This is a genomic window from Candidatus Palauibacter soopunensis (assembly GCF_947581735.1).
Taxonomy (GTDB): Bacteria; Gemmatimonadota; Gemmatimonadetes; order Palauibacterales; family Palauibacteraceae; genus Palauibacter; species Palauibacter soopunensis.
Genome location: NZ_CANPVT010000036.1, coordinates 12,967 through 37,632, shown reverse-complemented (window position 1 = coordinate 37,632; position 24,666 = coordinate 12,967). Strand labels below are relative to the sequence as shown.

The 24,666-nt window shown below is 71.2% G+C and carries 19 protein-coding genes; 15 read left to right on the top strand and 4 right to left on the bottom strand.

All coding sequences use genetic code 11. The annotated features are described in order from the left end of the window. The first annotated feature begins 106 nt into the window (after positions 1–106). The 7 genes from rocF (at position 107) to RN901_RS10100 (ending at position 9,999) form a co-directional block, all read left to right on the top strand. A complete protein-coding gene (rocF, locus tag RN901_RS10130; protein ID WP_310758158.1) occupies positions 107–1,015 on the top strand; it encodes an arginase in 909 nt (302 codons plus the stop codon). Between the two features lie 95 nt (positions 1,016–1,110). Then, positions 1,111–3,171 carry a S9 family peptidase gene (locus tag RN901_RS10125; protein ID WP_310758157.1) on the top strand — a complete coding sequence of 687 codons (2,061 nt, stop codon included), beginning with the start codon at positions 1,111–1,113 and terminating at the stop codon, positions 3,169–3,171. Beyond that, entirely contained in the window at positions 3,168–4,013 is an 846-nt protein-coding gene (trpA, locus tag RN901_RS10120; RefSeq protein WP_310758156.1) for a tryptophan synthase subunit alpha, read from the top strand. The genes RN901_RS10125 and trpA overlap by 4 nt, the downstream gene beginning before the upstream one ends. Next, the gene (locus tag RN901_RS10115; protein WP_310758155.1) at positions 4,010–6,412 is read left to right on the top strand and encodes a choice-of-anchor B family protein; all 2,403 of its coding nucleotides are present in this window, start codon (positions 4,010–4,012) and stop codon (positions 6,410–6,412) included. Before trpA ends, RN901_RS10115 begins: the two co-directional genes overlap by 4 nt. Positions 6,413–6,449: 37 nt before the next feature. After that, positions 6,450–6,902, top strand: coding sequence for a CDGSH iron-sulfur domain-containing protein (locus RN901_RS10110; RefSeq protein ID WP_310758154.1), 453 nt, complete (start codon positions 6,450–6,452; stop codon positions 6,900–6,902). Between the two features lie 6 nt (positions 6,903–6,908). Beyond that, on the top strand, positions 6,909–9,221 hold the full coding sequence (locus tag RN901_RS10105; RefSeq protein WP_310758153.1) for an acyl-CoA dehydrogenase: 2,313 nt from the start codon (positions 6,909–6,911) through the stop codon (positions 9,219–9,221). Between the two features lie 49 nt (positions 9,222–9,270). After that, positions 9,271–9,999 carry an ion transporter gene (locus RN901_RS10100; protein ID WP_310758152.1) on the top strand — a complete coding sequence of 243 codons (729 nt, stop codon included), beginning with the start codon at positions 9,271–9,273 and terminating at the stop codon, positions 9,997–9,999. Between the two features lie 63 nt (positions 10,000–10,062). Here the strand turns inward: RN901_RS10100 and RN901_RS10095 are convergent, their stop codons facing one another. Then, a complete protein-coding gene (locus RN901_RS10095) occupies positions 10,063–11,055 on the bottom strand; it encodes an ADP-ribosylglycohydrolase family protein (RefSeq protein ID WP_310758151.1) in 993 nt (330 codons plus the stop codon). Beyond that, entirely contained in the window at positions 11,052–12,881 is a 1,830-nt protein-coding gene (locus RN901_RS10090; RefSeq protein ID WP_310758150.1) for an NFACT RNA binding domain-containing protein, read from the bottom strand. The genes RN901_RS10095 and RN901_RS10090 overlap by 4 nt, the downstream gene beginning before the upstream one ends. Before the next feature lie 61 nt (positions 12,882–12,942). Between RN901_RS10090 and RN901_RS10085 the strand changes: the two genes are divergently transcribed. After that, positions 12,943–13,524 carry an HD domain-containing protein gene (locus RN901_RS10085; protein WP_310758149.1) on the top strand — a complete coding sequence of 194 codons (582 nt, stop codon included), beginning with the start codon at positions 12,943–12,945 and terminating at the stop codon, positions 13,522–13,524. 228 nt (positions 13,525–13,752) lie between these two features. Then, a complete protein-coding gene (locus RN901_RS10080) occupies positions 13,753–14,268 on the top strand; it encodes a LytR C-terminal domain-containing protein (RefSeq protein WP_310758148.1) in 516 nt (171 codons plus the stop codon). A 30-nt stretch (positions 14,269–14,298) separates the two neighbouring features. Here RN901_RS10080 and rlmN read toward each other — a convergent pair whose 3' ends face one another. Beyond that, a complete protein-coding gene (rlmN, locus tag RN901_RS10075) occupies positions 14,299–15,369 on the bottom strand; it encodes a 23S rRNA (adenine(2503)-C(2))-methyltransferase RlmN (protein WP_310758147.1) in 1,071 nt (356 codons plus the stop codon). A gap of 174 nt (positions 15,370–15,543) precedes the next feature. Between rlmN and aspS the strand changes: the two genes are divergently transcribed. The 6 genes from aspS (at position 15,544) to meaB (ending at position 23,818) form a co-directional block, all read left to right on the top strand. After that, entirely contained in the window at positions 15,544–17,361 is a 1,818-nt protein-coding gene (gene aspS / locus RN901_RS10070) for an aspartate--tRNA ligase (RefSeq protein ID WP_310758146.1), read from the top strand. Further along, a complete protein-coding gene (locus tag RN901_RS10065) occupies positions 17,358–18,329 on the top strand; it encodes a PhoH family protein (RefSeq protein ID WP_310758145.1) in 972 nt (323 codons plus the stop codon). The genes aspS and RN901_RS10065 overlap by 4 nt, the downstream gene beginning before the upstream one ends. Beyond that, on the top strand, positions 18,326–20,818 hold the full coding sequence (locus tag RN901_RS10060; protein ID WP_310758144.1) for an HDIG domain-containing metalloprotein: 2,493 nt from the start codon (positions 18,326–18,328) through the stop codon (positions 20,816–20,818). Before RN901_RS10065 ends, RN901_RS10060 begins: the two co-directional genes overlap by 4 nt. Next, entirely contained in the window at positions 20,815–21,321 is a 507-nt protein-coding gene (gene ybeY / locus RN901_RS10055) for an rRNA maturation RNase YbeY (RefSeq protein ID WP_310758143.1), read from the top strand. The genes RN901_RS10060 and ybeY overlap by 4 nt, the downstream gene beginning before the upstream one ends. A gap of 81 nt (positions 21,322–21,402) precedes the next feature. After that, positions 21,403–22,764, top strand: coding sequence for a magnesium transporter (gene mgtE, locus RN901_RS10050; protein ID WP_310758142.1), 1,362 nt, complete (start codon positions 21,403–21,405; stop codon positions 22,762–22,764). Positions 22,765–22,789: 25 nt separating this feature from the next. Beyond that, positions 22,790–23,818: a methylmalonyl Co-A mutase-associated GTPase MeaB gene (gene meaB / locus RN901_RS10045; protein ID WP_310758141.1), complete on the top strand. Its 1,029-nt coding sequence runs from the start codon at positions 22,790–22,792 to the stop codon at positions 23,816–23,818. Here meaB and RN901_RS10040 read toward each other — a convergent pair. Beyond that, positions 23,805–24,641, bottom strand: coding sequence for a transporter (locus RN901_RS10040; RefSeq protein ID WP_310758140.1), 837 nt, complete (start codon positions 24,639–24,641; stop codon positions 23,805–23,807). The two genes, meaB and RN901_RS10040, sit on opposite strands and share 14 nt — an antisense overlap. Positions 24,642–24,666 lie beyond the last annotated feature (25 nt).

Here is a 24,666-nt window from a genome sequence, read left to right as displayed (position 1 = left end):
GACTCCGTTCGGGAGTTGAACCCTTATTCTGTGGACAGGGTGAAGTACGTACGAGCGATATAGTAGTGTCGGCCGGTAGTCGCCACCAACCAAAAAGGAACGATTCTTGGACCACCATCGAGACATCGCGCTGATCTCCGTCTCCATCGACCTCGGCGCCGGACGCCGGGGCGTGGACATGGGTCCCTCCGCTCTGCGCATCGCCGGGATCAGCCGGGAGATCGAAGCCATCGGCCACGGCATCACCGAACTGGGCACCGTGACGGCCGGCGGGCTGGAGACCACCGACGCGGGCCAGCACGAGTTGCGCTTCCTGGACGAGATCGTCCACGTCGCCGAGGAGACGCGGGAGCTCGTGCGCAAAGGACTGGCCCGGGGCTGCACGCCGCTCGTGCTCGGCGGAGACCATTCGCTCTCGATCGGATCGGTGGCGGCCGTCGCCGACCACCACCGGTCCCGGGGGGCGGCCATCGGCGTCATCTGGGTGGACGCCCACGCCGACATGAACCGCCCCGCCACTACGCCCACCGGGAACATTCACGGGATGTCGCTCGCGGTGCTGCTGGGGCACGGCGAGCCGCAACTGACCTCCGGCCGGCCGAGCGTCGTGCCCGAAAACGTGAGCGTCCTGGGCGCGCGGTCGCTGGATGGGGGCGAGAAGCGGCTCATCCGGGAGCTGGGTGTCCGCGTGTTCACGATGTCCGAGATCGACGAGCGCGGCGTGGGGGCCTGCATGGACGAGGCCCTCGAGCGCGCCAGCGCCGGAACCGCCGGGTTCCACCTCTCGTTCGACGTCGACGTGCTCGACCCGCGGATCGCGCCGGGCGTGGGAACGCCCGTGCGCGGCGGCCTCACCTACCGCGAAGGGCACCTCGTGTGCGAGAAGGCGTGGCGCTCCGGAAAGCTGCTGAGCCTGGAACTCGTCGAACTCAACCCCGTCCTCGACCACCGCAACCAGACCGCCGAACTGGGCGTCGGCCTCGTCGCCTCCGCCCTCGGCGCCGCCATCCTCTAGTCCCTCGCGCCGCTCGCCGGGTGGCCGCTGCTTCGGGGATTTCCGATACTGACGGGTTCGACCCCGGGCCGGTCACGAAGCCGAAGGAGCGAAGGATGAAGACGACGTTCGGAAGCGCCGCCCTGCTGACAGCCATCGCCGCCGGAGCCCTCGTCGCGGACGCGGCGGCCCAGACGCGCCGGCTGTCGCTCGACCACTACATGGACATGGAGTCGGTCTCCGACCCCCGGATCTCGCCGGACGGATCGAGGATCGTCTACACCCGCGGCTGGGTGGACAAGGTCAACGACCGCCGCGAGTCGTCCCTCTACATGATGAATGCGGACGGCAGCCGGCAGCGGGCGCTCGTCGACGGCGGCGGGGCGCGCTGGTCCCCCGACGGCACCCGCATCCTGTTCACGGCGGCGGGCGAACCCTCGGGGAGCCAGATCTTCGTGCGCTGGATGGACGAGGAGGGCGCTACGACCCAGGTCACCCGCCTCGAGAACGGCCCGTCCTCTCCCCGCTGGTCGCCGGACGGAGAGTGGATCGCATTCACGAGCCGGGTGAACGACCGCGCGGACTTCGCCGGCGTCGATCTCCCCTCCCGGCCGGACGGGGCGACGTGGACCGAGGGGCCGAAGATCGTCGAGCGCGCCGGCTACAAGCGCGACCGCCAGGGCTACGTCGACACCGGCTGGACGCATGTGTTCGTCGTCCCGGCCCACGGAGGCGCCGCCCGCCAGCTCACGACGGGGGACTGGAACCACGGCGGGATCGCCTGGAGCCCCGACGGGAGCGAGATCTACTTCTCCTCCTACCGCGCGCCCGACTGGGACCGGCCGGAGCACTGGCAGGAGTCCGAGATCTACGCCGTCTCCGTGGCCTCCGGGGCCATCCGCCAGCTCACGGACCGGCGCGGCCCCGACGGGGGTGCCGTGCCCTCGCCCGACGGCCGCCTCATCGCCCATACCGTCGGCGACGAACACCGCGACACCTACCGGAACCAGAAAATCTACGTCATGAACCGGGACGGGTCCGGCTCGCGGCTCATCTCGGGGGACTACGACCGGCAGTCCGGCGGCTTCCAGTGGGCGCCCGACGGGAGCGGCCTCTACTTCAACGTGAACCGGGAAGGGTACCGTCAGCTCCACTTCGTCTCCGTCGAGGGCGGCGTCACGCAGCTCACCGAGGGGGCGCACCTCTTCTCCCTCTCCTCCTTCGCGGAGGACGGCACCGCGGTGGGCACGATCGCCACCGACCACGAGCCCGGCGACCTCTATCGCTTCTCCCTCTCGAACCCGGGCGAGGTCACCCGCCTCACGGAGGTCAACGCGGACGTGCTCCACGGCGTGACTCTCGGCGAGGTGGAGGAGGTCTGGTACGAGTCGACGGACGGCTTCCGGGTCCAGGGCTGGATCGTGAAGCCGCCCGACTTCGATCCGAATCGCGAGTATCCGCTCATGCTCGCCATCCACGGCGGGCCGCACAGCATGTACAACGGCGGGTTCAACTTCGCCTTCCAGGAACACGCCTCGAACGACTATGTCGTCCTCTACACGAACCCCCGGGGGAGCACGGGATACGGGACGGAGTTCGCGAACGCGATCAACCACGACTATCCGGGCGCCGACTTTCCCGACCTCATGGGCGGCGTGGATGAGATGCTGCGCCGCGGCTACGTGGACGGGGACAACCTGTTCGTGTACGGGTGCTCGGGCGGCGGCATCCTCACCTCGTACATCGTGGGGAACACGGACCGCTTCCGGGCCGCATCGGCGAACTGTCCCATCGTGAACTGGATGTCCGCGATGGGGACATCGGATGCGATCGGCTACCTGCGCACCTTCGAGAAGCCGTTCTGGGAGGACGAGGAGGAGTGGATGGACCGCTCGTCCATCTTCTACGTGGAGAACGTGACGACGCCGACGATGCTGATGACGGGGGAGATGGATCTGCGGACGCCCATGGGTCAGACCGAGGAGTTCTACCAGGCGCTGCACTACGAGGGCGTGCCGACGGTCATGGTGCGCTTCCAGGGGGAGTGGCACGGGACGAGTTCGCGTCCGTCGAATTTCCTGCGCACGCAGCTCTACCTGAGGAAGTGGTTCGAGAAGTGGGGGACGCACCGGCCCGCCGTGACGACGGAGGAGGACGCGGAGGAAAGCGGCTCTTGAGCGTTCCCGGCGGCACAGCGCCCGCCGCGGCCCCCGTCGCGCACGCCGGATCGAGGATCGAGGGCGTGTTCGAAGGTCGGGATGCGGGGGCCGCGTTCATCCCCTTTCTGTCGAGCGGCTTCCCGCGGCCGGCGGACACGCCGCGGCTGCTCGAGCGGCTGGCGGCGGACGGCGCGGACATTATCGAACTGGGGATCCCGTTCAGCGATCCGCTCGCGGACGGGCCCACGATCCAGGCCGCGAGCTGGCGCGCGCTGGAGCAGGGCGTCACGGTCGAGTCCACGCTGGACCAACTGGCGGAAATCTCCGGCGATCTGCCGCCGGTCGTCGTCTTCTCCTACCTGAATCCGATTCTTCGCATGGGAGTGGAGCGTTTCCTGGCGCGGGCGGAGGCCGCGGGGGCGGCGGGACTCCTCGTCACCGACCTGCCCGTGGGCTCGCATCCGGAGCTGGAGCGGCGGCTGGCCGCCGGTCCGCTCGACCTCATCCCTCTCGCGGCCCCCACCACGCCGAGGGCCCGCCTCGAGACCATCCTGGGCCACGCTTCGGGGTTCCTGTACTACATCTCCCGCCTCGGCGTGACGGGGGCGCGGAAGGCGCTGGACGCCTCGCTCGAGGACCAGGTGAGAGGGCTCCGGACGATGGTGCGGCTGCCGGTGGCGGTGGGGTTCGGCATCTCGACCCCGGAACAGGCCGCCGCGGTCGCGGGCATGGCGGACGGCGTCGTGGTCGGATCCGCGCTCATCGCCGCCCTCGGCCGCGGCGAGACCGCCTTCGGGGAGCTGTCCGCCGCCCTCGCCGCGGCCGTGCACGAGAACGACTCTTGCAGGAAGGCAGAATGATGACTCGCTCGCCGCATCTCGTAGTGGTTGCGCTGTTTGCGTGCGTCGTGACCCGGCCGGTGGCGGCGCAGGACGGGTTCGGGGCGGCGGTGTGGGCGCCGGCGGCGGACGAGATCCTCGTCCTCAAGCCGGCGTTCGGCCGCGGGCCCGCGTCGGTGCTTGTGTTCGGTAAGGGCGACTCGGGCTGGTCGCAGGTCCAGGAAGTGTGGTCTGCGGGATCGCTCCTCGGGGAGTCGTTCGGCCGAACCATGGCGCCGGTGGAGGGCGGGTTCCTCGCGGCGAGCGGGGACCCGCAGGTGATGATCGGCGCGTACGGGTTCGCCCGCGGGGCGGACGGCGGCTGGGCGGAGTCGGGCGCTCTGCCGCTCGGGGCCGCAGCCGGCGCGGCCCCCGAAGAAATGAGCATGGGCCGGGTAATGGCGATCCTGCAGCCGCCCGCGCGCGTCGTCGCGGCGGATCGGGATGTGGCGCTCGTCTCGGCGCCGGGCGGGCGGGGCGCCGGCACCGAGGTTCGGGTTTACGTCCGCGGGACGGACGGAACGTGGAGTGCGGCGGGCTTGCTGGAAGCCGGAGATCTCCGGGCCAACGCGCGCTACGGGGCGGCGCTGGCGGTGCGCGGCGGGCTGGCGGCGGTCGGCGCGCCGGGGCAGGGAAGTTCGGGCACGGTGTACGTGTTCGCCCGCGGGGCCGACGGGGCGTGGAGCCGGGAGGCGGCGCTCGATTCGCCCGCGCTGGGCGGGGGCGCCGGCCTGGGCGCCAGCGTCCTCTTCACCGGCGACGGCGAACTCGCCGTGGGCGCGCCCAACGCGGATGGGTCGGTCGGCCGCGTGGTGCTCTTCGCCGGGGGGGCGGAGGGCGACTGGGCCGAAGCGGCGACGCTGCTCCCGGGCGCTTCGGGGCCGGGCCAGCGCTTCGGGGCCGCGCTCGCGGCCGCCGGAGACGAACTGATCGTCGGAGCGCCGGGGGCCGAGGACGGCCGGGGTCGGGTCGATGCCTTCAGCCGCGCGGACGCCGACGGTGAATGGCGCGCCGGCCGTTCCTTCGCGCCCGAGGGCGCCGCCCTCGTGGGGGGCTTCGGGTCCGCGCTCGCCCTTCGCCCCGGCCTCGCCGTGGTCGGCAGCCCCGAATCCGAGGGGAGCGCGGGGCTCGCCGCCGTCTACGAGGCGGCGGAGGACGGCTCCTGGTCGGGTCCCGTCTGGTTGCGCCCCGGGAGTCCGCCCGCCGCGGTGACGTCGGCGGAGGTGCGCTGCGAAGATGACCGGGCCGCGGGCTTCGACTGCGCGGATGTCGACCTGCAGGCGTACCTCCCGCTCGCCTCCATCGGCGGCGAGCCCGGAGAGCGCGTGAGCGACGCGTGGGGCTGGACGGACCCCGAGACCGGCCGTGAGTACGGCCTCGTGGGCCGTTCCGGCGGGGCCGCGATCGTCGACGTCACCGACGCCGTCAACCCCGTGTATCTCGGCGTCATCCCCGCGAACCGCAGCGGCGCCCGCGACCTCAAGGTCTACGCCGACCACCTCTTCTTCACCGGGGACGGGGCCGGCGCCCACGGCCTCGTCGTCTTCGATCTCACCCGCCTGCGCGACGTGGCGAGTCCCCCCGTGGAGTTCGCGCCCGACCTCCGCTGGGACGGGATCGGGAGCGCCCACAACCTCATCATCGACACCGGCGCGGGCACGGCCTTCACCGTCTCCACGAGCGGGGACGGGCACACCTGCGGCGGCGGCCTCGTGATGATCGACATCCGCCAGCCGCTCGCGCCCGAGTTCGCCGGCTGCTACACGGACACCGAGGGGCTCATCTTCCAGGGGCGGACGCACGACGCGCAGTGTCTCGTGTACGACGGGCCCGACATGGACTACCGGGGCCGGGAACTGTGCTTCGCATCGAACGAGACCGCACTCCGGATCGTCGACGTCACGGACAAGTCGAACCCGCGCCCGATTTCGGCCGCCGCGTACCCCGGCGTCGCCTACATCCACCAGGGGTGGCTGAGCGATGACCGGCGCTACTTCTTTCTGGACGACGAACTCGACGAACTCGTCGGCACGACGGACCGGACGAAGACGATCGTATGGGACGTGACCGATCTCGATGACCCCGTCGTGATCGCGGACTACTACGGACCCAACAACGCGACGGACCACAATCTCTACGTGAAGGGCGACCGGATGTACCAGGCCAACTACCAGGCCGGCTTCCGCGTCATCGACATCAGCGATCCCGAGAACCTGCGGGAGGTCGGGTACTTCGACACCACGCCGTACGGCGCCGATCCTCCCGGCTTCAACGGGGCGTGGACCGCGTTCCCGTATTTCGAGAGCGGGACGGTGCTCGTGACGAGCATGCTCGAAGGCGTTTTCCTCCTCAAACCGAGACGAACCGAACTCGTCCCCTGACGGCGGACCCACCGCGATGGGAGAGATGGGAGATCAGATGACGGCAAACGGATGCATCGTTCACTGTGGCGGCGATGGCCCGCTCCTCGTTCGGAGTCCGCTGCGCGTGCGCACGGCGGGCGCGGAAGACGGCATCGCGAAGCCGAAGGCCGCCCTGTGCCGGTGCGGGCAGTCCGCGAACAAGCCGTTCTGCGACGGGGCGCACCGCGACATCGAGTTCCGGGCCGGCGGGCCGATCGACACGACTCGCGCGACATCCGAGCCGGAGGCGCCGTCCGGGCCGTCCGGTGAGGAGGCCGGGGAAGCGGTCGTCACGGCGCACGCGAATGGTCCGCTGCACTTCGACGGCGTCGTGGAGATCAGCGGTGAAGGGCACGACGGGTCCGCCCGCTTCCTGCAGCCCTGGCTGTGCCGTTGCGGCGCGTCGAAGAACAAGCCGTTCTGCGACGGGTCCCACAAGGAGATCGGTTTCGAGGCGGAGGGCCTCTAGCAGCCCATGGCCGAGCCTGGGTCGCTCGCCTTCCATCCTCTCCTGTATGTCGCGTGGGCCGACGGGGAACTCGCGACCGAAGAACTCGCCATGCTGCGCGAACACCTGCGCGAGGCGGGGCTTCCCGAGGGAGCCCTCGCGGAGTGGCTCGATCCCGAGGCGCCGCCCTCGGCGGAGCGGCTCCTCCACCTCCTCGATGAGGTGCGGCGGCGGGCGGCGGAGGTCTCGCCCGAGCGAAAGCGGTCCCTCACGGAACTCGGCATCGCGATCGCGGAGGCCGACGGCGAGCACCCCACGCGCGAGGAGCGCGCGGCCATCCTCCGTATCGAGGAGGCGCTGGGTCTGGGCGGTCCGGACGCGGTGGCGACGCTCTTCGACCCGGCGCGGCCGATCGCGCCGCTTCCCGACGTCCAGCCCAGGTTCGACCCGGACGCGATGGCGCGCTTCCTCGGCGGTCCGGCGCCGGAGACCAGAGAACGCGTGTGTGCGCTCCTTTCGGACGGCCGGTTCGAGGCGGTGGCCGGCCTCTCGACGGCCGACTATCGGGCGCAGGTCTCGGAGTGGTGCCGGGTGCTCGCAGACGAGGGGCTCGGAGCCCTCAGCTACCCGGCGGAGTTCGGGGGCGGAGACGATCCCGCGGCCTTCATCGCCACCTTCGAGACGCTCGCCTTCTTCGACCTCAGCCTGCTCACGAAATTCGGCGTCCAGTTCGGGCTCTTCGGCGGCAGCATCCACCAGCTCGGGTCGGGACGACACCACGAGAAATACCTGAGAGCCGCGGGCACGCTGGCGCTCCCGGGGTGTTTTGCGATGAGCGAGACGCTGCACGGGTCCAACGTCCAGGACATTCAGACGACGGCGGTCTACGACCCCGCGACGCGGGAAATCGTGGTCCACACGCCGGTGCCGGGGGCGCGCAAGGACTACATCGGGAACGCCGCGCGGGACGGCCGTCTCGCCACGGTGTTCGCCCAGCTCGAGGTCGAGGGGGAAGGGCGCGGCGTGCACGCGGTCCTCGTCCCCATCCGCGGCGAAGACGGGGAGCCGCTGCCGGGCGTGACGATCGAGGACTGCGGCGAGAAGCTCGGCCTGAACGGCGTGGACAACGGACGCCTCCACTTCGATCGCGTGCGCGTGCCGAGCGGAAACCTCCTCGACCGCTTCGCCTCCATCGACGACGAGGGGGCCTACCGGAGTCCGATCGCGAGCCCGGCCCGGCGCTTCTTCACGATGCTCGGCACCCTCGTGAGCGGCCGCGTGGCCGTGGCGAGCGCGGCGCTCAGCGCGACGAAGGTCGCCCTCACGATCGCGGTCCGGTATGGCGCGCGGCGCCGGCAGTTCGGTTCGACCGGCGAAGCCGAGCGCATTCTGCTCGACTATCCCGCCCACCAGCGGCGACTGCTCCCGCGCCTGGCCACGACGTACGCGCTCAATTTCGCGCTCCACAACCTGCAGGCCGAGTACGTGGCCGCGGTCACCGCGGAAACGGGAGACTCCGGCGAAGCTGAGGGTGAAACGGGGATCGGGAGTGTCGCGGATCGCCGACGCCTCGAGGCGGCCGCGGCCGGGCTCAAGGCCGGCGCCACGTGGCATGCGACGGACACCATCCAGGCGTGCCGCGAGTCGTGCGGGGGGCGCGGCTACCTCGCGCACAACCGCTTCGCGGCGCTCAAGGCGGACAGCGACGTCTTCACGACCTTCGAGGGCGACAACACCGTCCTCATGCAGCTCGTGGCGAAGGATCTCCTCACGGGCTTCCGCCAGCAGTTCGGGGATCTCGGCGCGCTCGGGATCGCGCGCTTCGCCGCCGGCCGCGCCCGCCGCGCCATGGCCGAGCGCAACTGGGTCATCTCACGGAAGACGAGCGAAGCCCACCTCCGTGACCCCGGGTTCCACGACGCGGTGCTCGATGCCCGCCGCTCGGACCTCGTGCTTTCGCTCGCGCGGCGGGTCCGGCACCGGATCGCGCGCGGGATGACCTCGTTCGACGCCCTCACGGACTGCCAGCACCACGCCCTCACGACCGCCCGGGCCCACGTCGAGTGCGAGATCCTGCGCTCCATGATCGCGGCCGAGCGGCGGACGCCGAGTTCCGGCGTCGCGGAGTGGCTCGAGCGCCTGCGCTCCCTCTACGCGCTCGCCACGATCGAGCGCGAGGCGGCGTGGTTCCTGGAGCAGGGCTATCTGGATCCGCCCAAGAGCAAGGCCATCCGCCGCACCGTGACCGCGCTCTGCGCCGAAGTCCGCCCCCAGGCCATCCCCCTCGTCGACGCCTTCGACGTCCCCCGATCCTGCCTCGAAGGCTCGATCGGCCTCTAGGGCGTGGCGGCTCGCACCCAACTTCGACAACACACTCTCGGGAGGAAGCATGACGGAAGCAGATCGACCACCTCCGACCGCGTCACCGTACCAGATCTTCATGCTGGTCTGCTGCGTGCTCGTGCTCGTGGCTCTCATCGTGGAACTCGCGCTGCCACTGGATCCCGAGATCCTGCGTATCCTCTTCTACGCGGACACGGCCTTCTGCATCGTCTTCTTCGCGGACTTCCTCCTCTCTCTCGCGCGGGCCCAGGACCGCAAGCGATACATGATCACCTGGGGCTGGATCGACCTCCTCTCCAGCCTGCCCGCGATCACGGAACTCCGCGCGTTCCGAATCGGCCGGGTACTGCGGATTCTGAGGTTCCTCCGTGCGGCGCGCGCCGCGCGGGTCGTCGGCTCATTCTGGATGGGACGGCGGGCACAGACGACGGCGCTCGTCGCCGTGTCCGTCGCGATCCTGACGGTGGTGGGCGCGAGTATCGCGGTCCTTTATCTCGAACGGGCGGCGGGGGGCGAGATCGGCTCGGGTCCGGCCGCGTTGTGGTGGTCCTTCTTCACGGTCATGACGGGCCAGCAGGGCGACCCGTTCCCGGTCACGGCTGCAGGGCGAGCCATCGGCCTCGCCCTGATGACGGTCGGCGCGGCACTCGTCGGGACGCTGACCGCGACGCTGGTGTCCTGGGTGATCCGGCCCCGGGAGGACGCCAAGGATCGCCAGCTGAACGCGATCCGCGAGGAAGTGGCCGCGATCCGGGCGCTCCTCGAAGCCCGCTGACCCGATCCGCGCACGCCGCGTGGACGGGGTGCCGATTCCCAGTCCGCGGACCGCCACCGAACGTCAGGTCGCTGGTGGTTCTGAACGTAGGAGTTGAGCAGCGAGGTCGAGGGCGTCGATGGGCCAGTACGTGCTGGGGCGGGGGCGTTTGACGCCGGGGCGGTTCGCTTCGGGGCGGCAGCGGAGGATCGCCCGGGTCCAGCGCGCGGGTATCGCCCGCAGCCCGTGGACCGCGCCCAGGAGCGCCCCGCAGATCGCGGCGTTCGTGTCGGTGTCGCCGCCCCTCATCACGCTGTCGACCACGCCCTCCTCGAGCGATGGGGCGTGCCGCAACTGCCACAGCGCGTTGCGGAGCGCGATCAGGACCCAGCCCATGTGCGTCATGTAGTCGTCCGGCGGCCCGGCGGCCTCCTCGACGCACGCCCGCACTTCGGGGCAGATCTCCCCTTCGTTCGCCCACGCCGCCATCCGTTCGTACAACTCGCGCGGCGTGGGGCCGCTGTCGATCGCGTGTGCGAGCGCCATCGCGAAGAGCGCGTTCGCGTCGAGACAGACGCGATTCGGGTGCGTGAGACGGGCGTCCTCCCGCGCCCAGCGCGCGACGACGTCGAGGCGATGACGGGAGCCGAAGATGCCCAGCGGGCCGATACGCATCAGCGCCCCGTTGGCCTGGCTCTCGTGGCGCGGACTTCCGAGCAGGCCGTCGCGGATCGTCAGGCCGCAGTCGAACGGGTCGGAGTCGAGCCACTCCCGGTAGGCGCGGTTCGCCGCCTCCGGGTCGTACGTGCCGCGGGCGATCAGCGTGCGGGCGAGCGCCAGCGCCATCTCGGAGTCGTCCGTCGGCTGTCCCGCCAGCGTGTCGAACGCGCCCCCGTCCTCGAGGTCGCGGACCCCGTGCGGGTAAAGGCTGCGGATGTCCTCGGGCGACTGGAACTCGACGAGGCTGCCGAGCGAATCGCCGGCGATCTGGCCGATGAGGCAGCCGCGCGCGCGGTCGAGCTTCGCGTCCTCGCCCTGAGACGTTCCCGCGGGAACGTCGGCCGTCGGCGTCCTCACGCTTCTTCCGTGCGCCGGCCCATCGCTTTCACGAGGTCCGAATCCGGTTCGACGAAGATCGTCTGAACGCGGTCCGGGGTCACCGTTCCCGGCGGCGATTTCCGCGGCTTGCGGACGTACTTGCGGCGGGTCCAGACGACCGGGGCCGTGCGATTGTGGCGCGCGCCGCTGTGGACCGCCGCCGCGATCGCGGCTTCGAGCAGGTCGCGCCGCGGCGGATTCTCGTCCCTTCGCCCCCAGCGCAGAATGACGTGCGCGCCGGAGGCCTGGGACGCGTGCAGCCAGATGTCGTCCGGCGCGGAGTGACGGAAGGTGAGATCGTCGTTGTCGCGGGCCCCGCGCCCGACCCGGATCTCCAGCCCGCCCGAGGTCCGGAACCGCGTGTAGGGCACCCGGAGTTCCGGCCCGCCCGCCCGCGGCCCGCTCGCGCCGACGCGCACCGGCTTCCCGCCGGCCGCGGCCCACAGGGCGTCCGACGGACCGGACTCGGCGAGCCGCTCGAGGTGGGCGTCGAACTCGGCCGCGCGCTCCTGGGCCGCCGCGATCGCGCCGGGCAGCCGCTCCAGCGCGCGCTCCCGGCGCCGCGCCTCGTCGAAGAAGGCCTCCGCGTTGGCCACGGTATCGCGGGCGGGGTCGAGCGCAATCTCGCGCGGCGCGCCCTCGAAGTCGGGCAGCGTCACGGCGGAAGCGCCCTTCGGCACCTCGTCCTTGCGGGCGAGGAGGATCTGGCCGAGGAGGCGGGGTTCGTCCGGCGGACCGGCCGCGGCCAACTGCCGCTCGAGCGCGGCGGCCCGGCGCCGGTGCCGCTTCCGGCGGGCTCGGAGGCGTTTCCGGATCTGCCCCGCTTCGTCCCCCGCATCATCGTCGTCCGCGGCCGCGGGGAGCGCCTGGAGGGCGGGGGCGGGGCCGCCGCCGGGGGCGAGCAGTTGCGCGGCCGCGGTCAGCAGTCCGGCGGCGGACCCGCTGCCGGCCCCGGCGGGGTGCGGGTAGGGCTGGGGGCCCCACGGGCGGTCGAGCACGAAGGCCGGCCGGGGCGGCGCGCCCGGCGCATCGGACGCGGCCGGGCCGCCCGATGGCGCCGCCGCGAGCGCGTGGAGGGCCCGGTATCGCGCGTACGTTTCCGCGGGGTCGTCTCCGGCCATGATCCAGTCGACGTTGAGCGCGCTCGTCCACGCCCACGTCCGCAGCACGGTCCGCCGGCGCTCGGCCTCGTCTCCGGCCAGCACGGCGGCCCATTCCGCTTCCGATGGCGGAGCGGCCACGGCTCGCCGCGCGGACGAAGGCGGCACGTAGGATGCCCCGCGGCGCAGCGAGCGGTCGCCCGCATCCCTCGCCAGCAGCGCGGCTTCGATCCGCCACGCCGGACGGGAATCGGCGCCGGACCCCACTGTGCCGGACTCCGCCGTCCCGGACTCCGCCGGATCGGGCTCCTCCCCGCCGGACTCCGCCCGGCGGCAGTGGACGGCGTTCCAGCGCCGGGCCTGGAGTTCGATCGCCAGCATCTCCCACGGACGCCCCGTCCGGTCTCCGAACGTCAGGAGCAGGGCGCGCTCGTCCGCCGGCGCCTTCGCGTCCACGAGCGACAGCCGTCCGACCCGCAACGCCTTCCCCTCCACCCCCGAGGTCGGCGCATCGGCGCCCAGTTCGAGGACGTACCCGTGCAGCGGGTGCAGCATCGCGACGAGCCGCGACCCGTCCTCGAAGGCGAGTTCCACGGCGCGCCGCCCCGATGCCATGCGGAGCCCGGCGATACGGACGCCCCGCCAGCGATCGAGGATTTCGCGGGCGAGGGCCCGGGCGAGGAGGGAGTCGTATCGAATGCCCATTGCGACTATATTCGGTGCCCCGCGCGATCCCGACAAACTCCGCAATCGAGACGAACCTCACGTGGACAAGCTTCACCCCATCATCCACGCAGTCGGCACCGAGGAACGCCTCCCCGACTGGGCCGTGATGAGCCCCGCGCGCATCCGTCACGCCGGGCGGGTCGGCCAGTTGCTGTGGGACTGGGCGGACGCCCTCGGGCACGACACGAGGACGCGGATCCGCTGGCGCGCGGCGGGCCTTCTGCACGACGCTCTCAAGGAGGAAGGCGCGGCAGTCCTGCGACCCCTCGTCAACGGCGCGGACGAGTGGCCCGACGCGCTCCTCCACGGTCCGGCGTGCGCGAACCGGCTGCGCGCGGCCGGCGTGGATGACGAGCCGTTCCTGCGAGCCATCGCCTTTCACACCACCGGACACCGGGATCTCGGCGCCCTTGGACAGGCCCTCTACATGGCCGATTTCCTGGAGCCGGGCCGCCTGGCCGCGGGCCGGGAGCGCGCCGGCCTGCGCCGCCGCATGCCGGACGAGTGGCACACCGTCCTCGTCGAGGTCGCGACCGCGAAGATCGGCATCCTCATCGACTGCCTGATCCCCGTTTCCGCCGCGACCGCCGGGTTCTGGGAGGCGATCACCGCGCCGCGCTGAGGGCAGGTTTTTCGCAAATCGCGAAATGGTTGATTAGGTTGCCGGGGGTGGCAGGACGCAGGATGGGTGTGAGGCAGGGCGGCGGCCGAGCACGGTCGATGGGTGGATGGGAGGACGACGGGAGGCGACAAAGTGCTTTCGAGGTCCAGACGACGGTCCAGGCGGGAGACGCGACGAGGTCCCGAGGGTCGTGCCCCCTATCGCAGGCGGCAGGGTTCATTCCAGCGAGTGGCTTCCGCATTCCGGGGACTGATCACGACGGCGGTTCTCATCGGGGCCGGCGCCTTCATCGGTCTCTTCTGGGAGGAATGGAAGGTCGTACGACTCGCCATTCTGGCCGGGACCGGATCGGTACCGACCGCGACCGCGGCGGGCACGGCGGAAGGTGATCCCGCGGCGACGGGTTCCGCGACGGGAGAGATTCCCGGACGGGAGGACCTGACGAACCGGATCAAGGTCGAAGTCCTCAACGGGGCCGGAGAGAGAGGGCTCGCGCGTCAGTTCGCCGACCGACTCCGGCTCCTCGGTTTCGACGTCGTCGCGACCGGCAACGCCGACCATTTCGACCATGAGATCACGCACGTGCTCGATCGATCGGGCCGCCTCGGGGCCGCGCTGGCCGTCGCCCGCGAGCTGAGCGCGGACTCGCTGGCCATCGCCCTCGATCCCGAACTCTTCCTCGATGCGAGCGTGGTGGTGGGGAGCGACTGGGCCGGCCTGCTCGGGAACCTCGGCAAGGACTAGCAGCCCCGCGACGCCAGCTCTCCCTGGACGCTAGCTCTCCCGCGACAGGCGCAGTTGCCCGCACGCGGCGGCGATGTCACGGCCCCGCGGCCTTCTCACCGCGTTGCCCACCCCGCGCACCGCGAGCGCCTCCGAAAAGCGCGCGATCCCCTCGGCGGAACTCGGACCCCACTCCGGACGCGAGGGGATGGGGTTGAAGGGGATGAGATTCACGAAGCAGATGAGCCCCCGCGCCAGCTTCGCCAGCGGTTCCGCCAGCGCCGGATCGTCGTTCACCCCCCGGATGAGCGTGTACTCGAAGCTGATGCGCCGGTTCTTGTAGCCCTGATACGTGCGCAGGGCGTCGAACAGCTCCGGCAGCGGGTAGCGCTTCTCGATCGGCATCAGTTGCAGCCGCAGTTCGTGGGACGGCGCGTGCAGCGAGACGGCGAGTTCGAACGGCTCCGGGCGCCGGGCGAGTTCCAGGATCCCCGGGATGAGTCCCACCGTCGACACCGTGATCCGCCGCGCCCCGAGACCGAACCCCCCGTGCAGGGAGGCAAGCGATCCGATAACCCCGTCGAGGTTCGCCAGAGGTTCTCCCATCCCCATGTACACCACGTTGGAGATCGGGCTGGACGCCGGCCGCCCCATCTCCTCTCGCGCGACGCGCAGGGAGTCGCGGTACTGCGCCACGATCTCCGCCGCCCTCAACTGGCGCCGGAACCCGAAGTCGCCGGTGGCGCAGAAGCGGCACGCGAGCGCGCACCCGGCCTGCGACGAAAGACAGAGGGTGAGGCGGTCGCGCGTCGGGATGAGCACGGACTCCACCCGCTCGCCGTCCTCGAGCCGCCACAGGTGCTTCACCGTCCCGTCCCTCGAGCGGGCGACGTAGTCCGGTTCGATCGGAGTGAGGGAAAAGGCCGCGTCCAGCGCTTCCCGGAGGCCGGCGGGGAGGTTCGTCATCTCGTCGAAGGCGCGCGCCCCCTGCGCCCAGACCCACTCCTCGACCTGCCGCGCCCGGTAGGCCGGCTCTCCGCGCGCCGCGAAGAACGCCGCCAGCCGCTCCCGTCCGCCGTCTCCCGGCTCCGCGAGCAGTTCCGCTCGTGTGCTTTCCGTCATCCCCCGCTTTCCGGTCTCCCGCTTCTTGCTGGCATCGCCGAAAATCGGCTATCTTTCGCGGCGTTCCGCACTTCGCAGAACCGATTCCGAGCCGATTCCCTTACGCCGCGAGTTCCCCTGACCAAACTATCGCTACCGACCGAACGGCGTGAGCCGGCCTCCCTCGAGACCGCCTTGCGCGACGCCGGCTGCGGGCAGGTCGAGGCCTCGTGGTCCGGACGCGAAGTCAGGGTCATCGGGTGGGTACACCGCCGTCGCGACCTCGGAGGACTCTTCTTCGTCGACCTGCGCGACCGGACCGGCCTGCTCCAGCTCTCCTTCGGCCCGGAGTGGTCTGACGCCCCCGGCCTGCAACTCGTGACGGAGCTGAATCCGGAGGACGTCGTGCAGGCGACGGGCATCGTCGCGCCGCGCCCCGAGCCCAACCCGGAGATGCTCACGGGCGAAATCGAGATCCGCGTGTCGAGTCTTCGGCGGGTGTCCGTCTCCGACCCGCTCCCGATCCTCGTCTATCAGCCCCCGGACGAAGAGCTGCCCTCGGAGGAGCTTCGCCTCAAGCACCGGATCCTCGACCTGCGCCGCCCCGAGATGCAGCGCAACCTGAGGCTCCGTCACGTGGCGACGAACGCGGTGCGCGCCTCGCTCACCGAGCAGGGGTTCGTCGAGATCGAGACCCCGCTCCTCACGCGGCAGACGCCGGAGGGGGCGCGGGACTATCTCGTCCCCAGCCGGGTCCGGCAGGGCCGGTTCTTCGCCCTCCCGCAGTCGCCGCAGCTCTACAAGCAGCTTCTCATGTGCGGCGGCTTCGACCGCTACTTCCAGATCGCGAAGTGTCTCCGCGACGAGGACCTGCGGGCGGACCGCCAGCCCGAGTTCACCCAGATCGACGTGGAGATGGCGTTCGTCGAGCAGGACGACGTCTTCCGCGCCGCGGAGAAGATGTTCGCGCGCGTCTGGCGGGACGGGCTCGAGCGGGACCTCTCCGTGCCCTTCCGGCGCCTGCCCCACGCCGAGGCGATGGAGCGCTACGGCACGGACAAGCCGGACCTCCGCATCCCCTGGGAGATCCGGGATTTCACGGACGCGCTCACCGGCATCGGCTTCGGCATCTTCGACGGCGCCGTGCGCGCCGGCGGACGCGTCCGGGGGCTCGTCCTTCCGGGCGGCGCGGCGCTCTCCCGCTCGCGCATCGCGCACTACGACAAGCTCGCGCAGGAGGCCGGCGCGAAGGGCGCCCTGTGGCTGAAGCGCACCGCGGACGGCTGGTCCGGTCCGCCGGCGAAGGTCGTGGACGAGGACGTCGCGCGCGCGCTCGAGACGGAGTTCGGGGTGGGGGAGGGCGATCTCATCTTCCTCGTCGCCGGGCGCGATGCGGAGAGTTCGCCGGCCCTCGACCGGCTGCGGCGCGCGGCGGCCCGTGAACTCGGCGCCGTGGACGAGAACGGGGAGGAGTGGCTCTGGATCACGGAGTTCCCCCTCTATCACCAGGATCCCGACACCGGCCTTCCCGTTCCGGCGCAGCACGCCTTCACGATGCCGGCGGACCCCGACCCCGCGCGTCTGCGCCAAGACCCGCTCTCCGTGAACGCGATCGCGTACGACATTGTCTACAACGGGATCGAGTTCGCCAGCGGGAGCATCCGTTGCCACCTTCCCGAGGTTCAGCGTGTCATCCTCGAGGCGACGGGGCTCACGCCCGAGGAGGTCGAGGCGCGCTTCGGCTTCCTGCTCGAGGCGTTCCGCTACGGCGTCCCGCCGCACGGGGGGTTCGCGGTCGGCATGGACCGCGTGGTGGCCGAGATGGCCGGTTGCGCGTCGATTCGGGACGTCATCGCGTTCCCGAAGACCGCCGCGGCCAGAGGTCTGCTCGAACGGTCGCCATCGTCGGTGACCCAGGCTGAACTGGAGGAACTCGGGATCTCCGTGACCGGCGGCGCCGGCAAGTCCGGCGAGGCCGACGAGACTGGAGGGACCGGGAGGAGCGGGACTTGAGCGTAGCGACGGAGCGGCGCCTCTCCATCGAGGGGGCCGACCAGCAGCTGCTGGCCGGCGTGAACGACTCGAACCTCACGACGCTGGCCCGCCACTGCGACATCCGCGTCGTCCTCCGGCGCGACGAGATGATCCTCTCGGGTCCGGAAGCCGACGTCGATCGCGCCTCCCCCACCGCGCGGCGCATGATCCGCTACGCGCGGCTGCGGCGCCCCTTCGATGCGGTGGATGTCGAGCGTCTTCTCGAAGCCCCCCCCGACGACGGAGGCGGCTCGCGGAAGTCCGCCGATGCCCGGGGCTCCGGCCAGGGAGAAGTCGCGCTGGCGGGGGCGGGGCGTGCGATCCGGCCCAAGTCCCCGGGACAGGACAAGTACCTGGCCGCGATGCGCGAGCGGGACATCGTCGTCGGCATCGGCCCGGCCGGCACCGGAAAGACCTATCTCGCCGTCGCCGCGGCGGTGGAGGCGCTCAACCGAAAGCGGATCCGCCGCATCATCCTCACGCGGCCCGCGGTCGAGGCCGGCGAGGCGCTCGGCTTCCTGCCCGGCGACATCCGCGAGAAGGTCGACCCCTACCTGCGCCCGCTCTACGACGCGCTCGAGGACATGATGCCGCACGACCGCGTCCGCCGCGCGATCGAGGACCGCGTGATCGAGGTCGCCCCGCTCGCCTACATGCGCGGCCGGACGCTCTCCGACGCGTTCCTGATTCTCGACGAGGCGCAGAACGCGACGACCGCCCAGATGAAGATGTTCCTCACCCGGCTCGGGCTGAACTCCAAGACCGTGATCACGGGGGACAAGACGCAGATCGACCTCCCGCGCCCCGAGGATTCGGGACTCCTGGAGATCGAGGAAGTCTTGCGCGACGTGGTCGGGATCGACTTCGTTTATCTGGATGACGCGGATGTCGTCCGGCACCGACTCGTGAAGGAGATCATCCGCGCGTACCGGGAGTCCGAGCGTTGAGTTTCTTCGGCCGCGTCCGAGACTACCTGCGCCCCGTGAACCGGCCGCCGGTCGGCGGCCGTCGGGACGCGTGGGTCCACCACGGATTCCGGGCCGGGATGGTCACCGTCATCGCCCTCGCCGTTCCCCTGATGTTCCCGCAGAGCACGCCGAGCGGGTTCGACGGCATCGACCCCGGCAGCGTCGCCCGGCAGACGATCAACGCCGACTTCGATTTCGACGTGCCCAAGGACCCGGACCGCCTCCTCGAGCAGCAGGACGATGCGGAGGCCGGCGTGACGCCGAGGCTGCGCTTCGAGCCCGCGCGCGCGGACAGCAGCGTCGAGCGCGTGAATGCCTTCATCGCACGGCTCGATTCCGTCATCCCCGCGGCGGAAGCGCGAGTCGACGAGGACGGACTCCCGGCCGCGGCCGGCGCCGCGCTCGTCCGGGACGAGGTCCGGCGGGTCGCGGGCGGGATCGGGATCGACCTCTCGGCCGGGGGGGTGATCGACTCGCTCCAGGTGGAATACCTCCTCGACGGGGCGTCGCGCGCCGGGCTGCGCGACGAACTCGAGACGGCCTTCGAGGGACTGCGCGAGGGCGTGATCCGAGGGAGCGAACTCGCGGACATCAGCGCCGCGAACGTCGTCGCGCGCGAGGGACCTTCCGGCGACGACCGCGTGCGCGCCGTCGCGGATCTCGTCCGCCTAGACGACTTCACCCTGGCGGCCCGGGAGGGGGTGGGAGACCGGCTGCCGCCGGGGGGCGCGGCGCTCTTCCAGCAACTCGTCCTCATGGCGCAGCCGACGCTGCGCATCGACCAGGACGCGACCCGGCAGGCGCGGGAGCAGGCCCGGGCCGCGATCCCCCAGGTCGAAGGCTTCGTGCTCGAGGGAGAGCGTCTCATCACCGAGAACACGGTGGTGACGGACGACGAATACCGCAGGCTCCTCGCCTATCAGGCCCAGATCCTGGAGCGGGGCGGGACGCGCACGACATCGGACTTCCTCCGCAACGTGGGCATGATCCTCCTCGTCATGAGCATGCTCGGGATTCTCGTCTTCGCGACGTTCAGCTTTCGCCGCGACATCTACGAGGATCTCCCCAGCTTCACCGTCCTGCTCGGGCTCGTCGTCATCGTGATGGCGGCGGCCGGCGCGGTGGCCGCCGTGGAGGGTTCGCCCGCGCTCGTGCCGGTCGCGCTGGCCGGCTTCCTCGCCGCGGCGCTGTTCGACAGCCTCCTGGGCCTCGTCGTCGTCTCGACGATCACGGGAATCCTCATGGGCCAGCCGTACTTCTCGGGACTCGCGGCCCCCATGGTGACCGTGGCGGGCGGGGTCACGGCGGCCTTCGCGTTCCACACGATCCGCACGCGTTCGCAGAGCTGGGTCCTCGTCGCGCTGATCACCGCGGCATACGTGGGGGCCGGCCTCCTGCTCGTCCTCACGGGCCACTACGCGCTGGGCGAGATGGGAACGACCGCGGCGCTCGGGCTTCTCAACGCCACCGTGTGCACGGGACTCGGCGTCGGCGTCGGCCTCCCGCTGCTCGAGGCCTTCACGGGACGGACGACGGAGGCGTCGCTGCTCGAGCTCTCCGACATGAACCGGCCGCTCCTGAGGCGGCTGGCGCGCGAGGCGCCCGGCACCTACGCCCACTCGATCAACGTGGCGAACCTCGTCGAGGCGGCGTGCGAGGCGATCGGGGCCGACTCCGTGCAGGGCCGCGTGGGGGTCTACTATCACGACATCGGGAAGCTCGAGCGTCCGCAGTATTTCATCGAGAACCAGCCGCGCGGGCTGAACCCGCACGACCGTCTCACGCCGTGGCAGAGCGCCGAGATCCTGCGCGACCACGTGCGCCACGGGCTGGTGATGGCGGAGGAAGCGCGTCTGCCCGAGGTCGTGAAGGACTTCATTCGCGAGCACCACGGGACGCAGCTCATCCGCTACTTCCTCGAGAAGGCCCGCGCCCGGGAAGGCGTCGCGGAAGTGGACCCGAGCGACTTCGCCTACCCCGGCCCGAAGCCGCAGAGCAAGGAAACGGGCGTGGCGATGCTGGCGGATGCCGTGGAGGCGGCGTCGCGCGTCCTCTCGAACCCGAGTCCCGAGCGCATCCGGGCTCTCATCGACCGCCTCGTGCAGGACCGCATCGACTACGGTGAACTCGACGACTGCCCGCTGACGTACCGCGACCTCCGCATCGTCAAACGGGAGTTCGCCCACGTCCTCACCGGGCTCTATCACCACCGCATCGACTATCCGCAACCGACGGCGCCCGGCGAGACGCCCGGCGGTCCCGGTGAGACGCCAGCCGGGGAGGGGCCGGAGACGAGCGGCGTGGAGGCGGCGGCGACCGCGGGGGAGGAGGGCGCGTCGGAGCCGATCGACCTCGAGCAGGCCGCGCAGGGCGACACCGGCCCCATCCCCGCCCTGGATTCGCTCCCGGATTCGGACCCGGAGCCGGCCGCCGAGCCGGAAGGAGTCGCCAGCGGGCGCACGGATTGACCGAATCCGTGTCGTTCGCGATCCGCATCGACTTCCCCTCCGGCGAGAAGGAAGCCTGGCGCGGTCCCTCCGAGGCGGAGTTGACGAAGGCCGCACGGGCCGCCCTCGCCGCGGGGCGCGCGGGACAGGCCGGGGAAGCCGGCGCGGGCGATGCCGCGGGCGAGAGCGCCGAGCTTTCCGTCACCTTTCTCCCAGCTGAATCCATGCGCGCCCTGAACCGGGACTACCACGGGGTCGATGACCTCACGGACGTGCTCGCGTTCGGGCTCGGCGAGGACCCGCTCGTTGGCGACATCTACATCTCCCCGGAAGCGGCCGAGGCCTCGGCCGGCGAGCTGGGGCTCGATCCGGGCGAGGAAATCCTGCGCCTCCTCATCCACGGCATCCTCCATCTGCTCGGACACGACCATCCGGAAGGCGAGGCGCGCTATGCCTCTCCGATGTTCGAACTCCAGGAACGGGTGCTGGCGCGGCTGCTGGCCGAGTTCCGTGGCCGCGCGTAGCATTCCCCGTCTTCCGCGGTCTTCCCGAAGGCCCTGATCCGCGAATTGTCCGCCTCCGCGCGGGCCGGCTCCCGAGCGAGCATGCACGAGAATCCGGAAGAGCAGCTCCGGCTCCTGATCGAGGAGATCCGCGTCCGCCTCGAGGCGGGCGACATGGACGCGCTTCTCGCGTTCGTGGAACCGCTGCATCCGAGCGACATGGCGGACGTGCTCGAGCACGTCGAGGAGGCCGAGCGCATGGCCCTCCTCGAACTCATTCCGGCCGCCCTCGCCTCGGACGCCCTCGCCGAGATGGAGGAGGAGGAGAAGCCGGGCGAGCTGCTCGCGAGCATGGAGCCGGAGCGGATCGCCGAAATCGTCGAGGAACTCGCGGACGACGACGCGGCCGACCTCATCGGCGAACTCGACCCGGCGGAGCAGGCCCGCGTCTTCGAGTCGGTGCCGGACGAGGAAGAGCAGGAGATACGGGAACTGCTCGAGTATCCGGAGGAGTCGGCGGGCGGGATCATGACCCGCGAGCTGTGCGCGGTGGACTCGGAGGCGACGGCGGCCGCGGCGATCGAGGAGCTGCGGGCGCAGGCGGAGGAGACCGAGGACCTCTACACGGTGTTCGTCGTCGGGCGGCGGGGGCGGCTGCGCGGTGTCGTCACGCTGCGGGATCTCGTGCTCGCGGCGCCGGAGACGCGGATCTCCGACCTGCTCGAGGAACCCCCGGCCGTGGTCTCGGTGGATCTCGACCAGGAGGAAGTGGGGAGGATCCTGTCCCGCTACAACCTCGCCGCGATCGGGGTCATCGACGACGAGGGGCGGCTGGTGGGGCAGATCACCTTCGACGACGTGATCGATGTCGTCGAGGCGGAGGTCACCGAGGACATCCTGCGCTTCGCCGCGGTGTCGGACGAGGAGCAGTTGCGCGGGACGACGCTCGGCGCGATCCGGAGCCGGCTGCCGTGGCTCGCGGTGAACACGCTCACGCTGTCGGTCGCCGCGGTCGCGGTGTGGCTGTACCGGGACACGATCGAACAGTTGGCGATTCTCGCGGCCGTGATGCCGGTGATCGCGGGACTGGGCGGAAACGCGGGCACGCAGGCGCTGGCGGTTACGATCCGCCGCATCGCGCTCGCCGACGAACTGCCTGAAGAGCGCTGGTCCGCCGTCGTCAAGGAACTCGTCGTGGGCCTCGTGAACGGGCTCGCGATCGGGCTGCTCGTGGCGCTCGTCTCGCTGCTGCTCCCGAACACCGAGGCCATCTTCGGACTCGTCGTGATGATCGCGATGTGGGGGAACCTCGCCGTCGCCTCCGCGCTGGGCGCGTTCTTCCCGATCCTGCTCGAGCGGTTCGGCGTGGATCCGGCGGTCGCTTCGTCGGTCTTCGTCACGACCTTCACGGACCTGTTCGGGTTCGTCCTGCTGCTGGGGCTCGCGACCCGGTTCCTCCTGTGAGGGCGGGGCGCGCGGGAGCCGCGGCGTGAGTCCCGCGTTCGATCCGGGGGGGCTCGCTGACCGCATCGCGGGCGGCGAGCCGCTGGCGCTGGCCCGGGGGATCTCGCACGTCGAGAACGAGAGCGACGGATTCGAGGCGCTTCTCGACCGGCTGGACGGGCGCACCGGACGCGCGCGGCGCATCGGCATCACGGGGCCGCCCGGCGCCGGCAAGTCGACGCTCACGGCGGCACTTACGCGGCATTACCTCGAGCAGTCTCTCAAGGTCGGGATCGTGGCGGTGGACCCGACGAGTCCGTTCACGGGCGGGGCCCTGCTCGGCGACCGCATCCGCATGGGAGAGCTCTCCACGGAGCCCGGCGTGTTCATCCGCTCGATGGCGAGCCGCGGGTCGCTCGGCGGTCTCGCGACCGCGACGCGGGAAGCCGCCGATCTCATGGACGCCGCCGGTTACGACCGCGTGATCCTGGAGACGCTCGGCGTGGGCCAGGCGGAACTCGACATCGCCATCTCCGCCGACACGACCGCCGTCGTCCTCGTCCCGGAGTCGGGAGATGGGGTGCAGGCGATGAAGGCCGGGCTCATGGAGGTGGCGGATCTCTTCGTCATCAACAAGTCGGACCGGCCCGGCGCCGACCGGCTGGAGAAGGAGATCGCGGTCATCATGTCGATCCGCTTCGCGAACCGCCCCGCGGGCGGCTCGGGGGGCGGCGCGGGCGGATCCGGCGACGGCGCGGGTGGCCCCGACGGCGCCGACGAAGCCTGGCGCATGCCGATCACGCAGACGGTTGCGCCGGAGGCCCGGGGGGTCGAGGAGTTCGCGGCGCACCTGGACCGGCACTTCGACTGGCTCCGGTCGACGGGAAAGCTCGAGGCGCACCGCCGGGCCGCCCGCCTCCGCCGCGCGCACGACGCGCTCCTCCGCCGCTCACAACGCGACGCGCAACGGATCTGGCGCCGGGCCGCCCCCGAGACGCTGGATTCCGGGGCTTCCCCCTACGCGATCGCGCGCCGGCTGTACGAAGAGTTCAGGGAGACGCTCAGGGGAACCTGACGACGAGCCCCGTCCCCGCGAAGAAGTCCGCGGCGGACTCGTTCAATCCCACGCCGGCGCGGACGTCCCACTGAAGGTCGTCGCTGAAGCTCCAGGTGAAGCCGCCGTTCGCGTAGTGCTCCGCGCGGGTCCCCTCCGGTTCCGCGTGGAAGAAGGCGAACCACTCGGCGTAGACCCCGGCCCGCGCGCCCACGGAGAACCCGGCCACGGCCGACTGCGCCCACTCCGCGTATTCCTCCTCTCCCCCCCGGGGCCCTCCGCCGCCGGCCTCGCTCAAAGCCCGATTCATTTGCGTGCTGCCCGACAGCGCGACGGTCTCCGAGAGGTCCCAGCCGTAGATGAAGTTCACGCCCGGCAGCGTGCGGTCGCTCGTGAACGCGTCGCCCCCCGTGGGGACCGTCACCTGGGGAAGGATCGCCAGCGCGGGCCGCAGCCCCTCCTGTTCGGCCAGCAACAGCTTTGTGCCCAGGTAAAGGTCTTCCATTCCGGTCTCGGTGAAGCTGCGCCCGTCCGCCCCCGCGCCCACCGACACGGGGCTCAGGCCCAGCCGAAGTTCGAGGCTCTCGCCGAGCACCCCGATTCGCAGGAGAGGCTCGCCCAGCGAGTGCGTCCACACCCCGCCGCGGCTGCCCTCGGGCCGGTCGTGCTCGTAGGTGTAGCCGAACTCGAGCTGGACCACGCCGCGCCCCACCGTCGCGGCCGCCTCCGTGAAGTCCGGCCGGTCCGCCACGAGCGGGCCCCGTTGCGCGTGCGCGCACCCGGCCGCCATCGCGAAGAGCGACCCCATCCCGAGGGCCGGAAGGATCCATCGTCTGCGCATCATCTTGCCTCTCTCAGGCGTTCGCGGC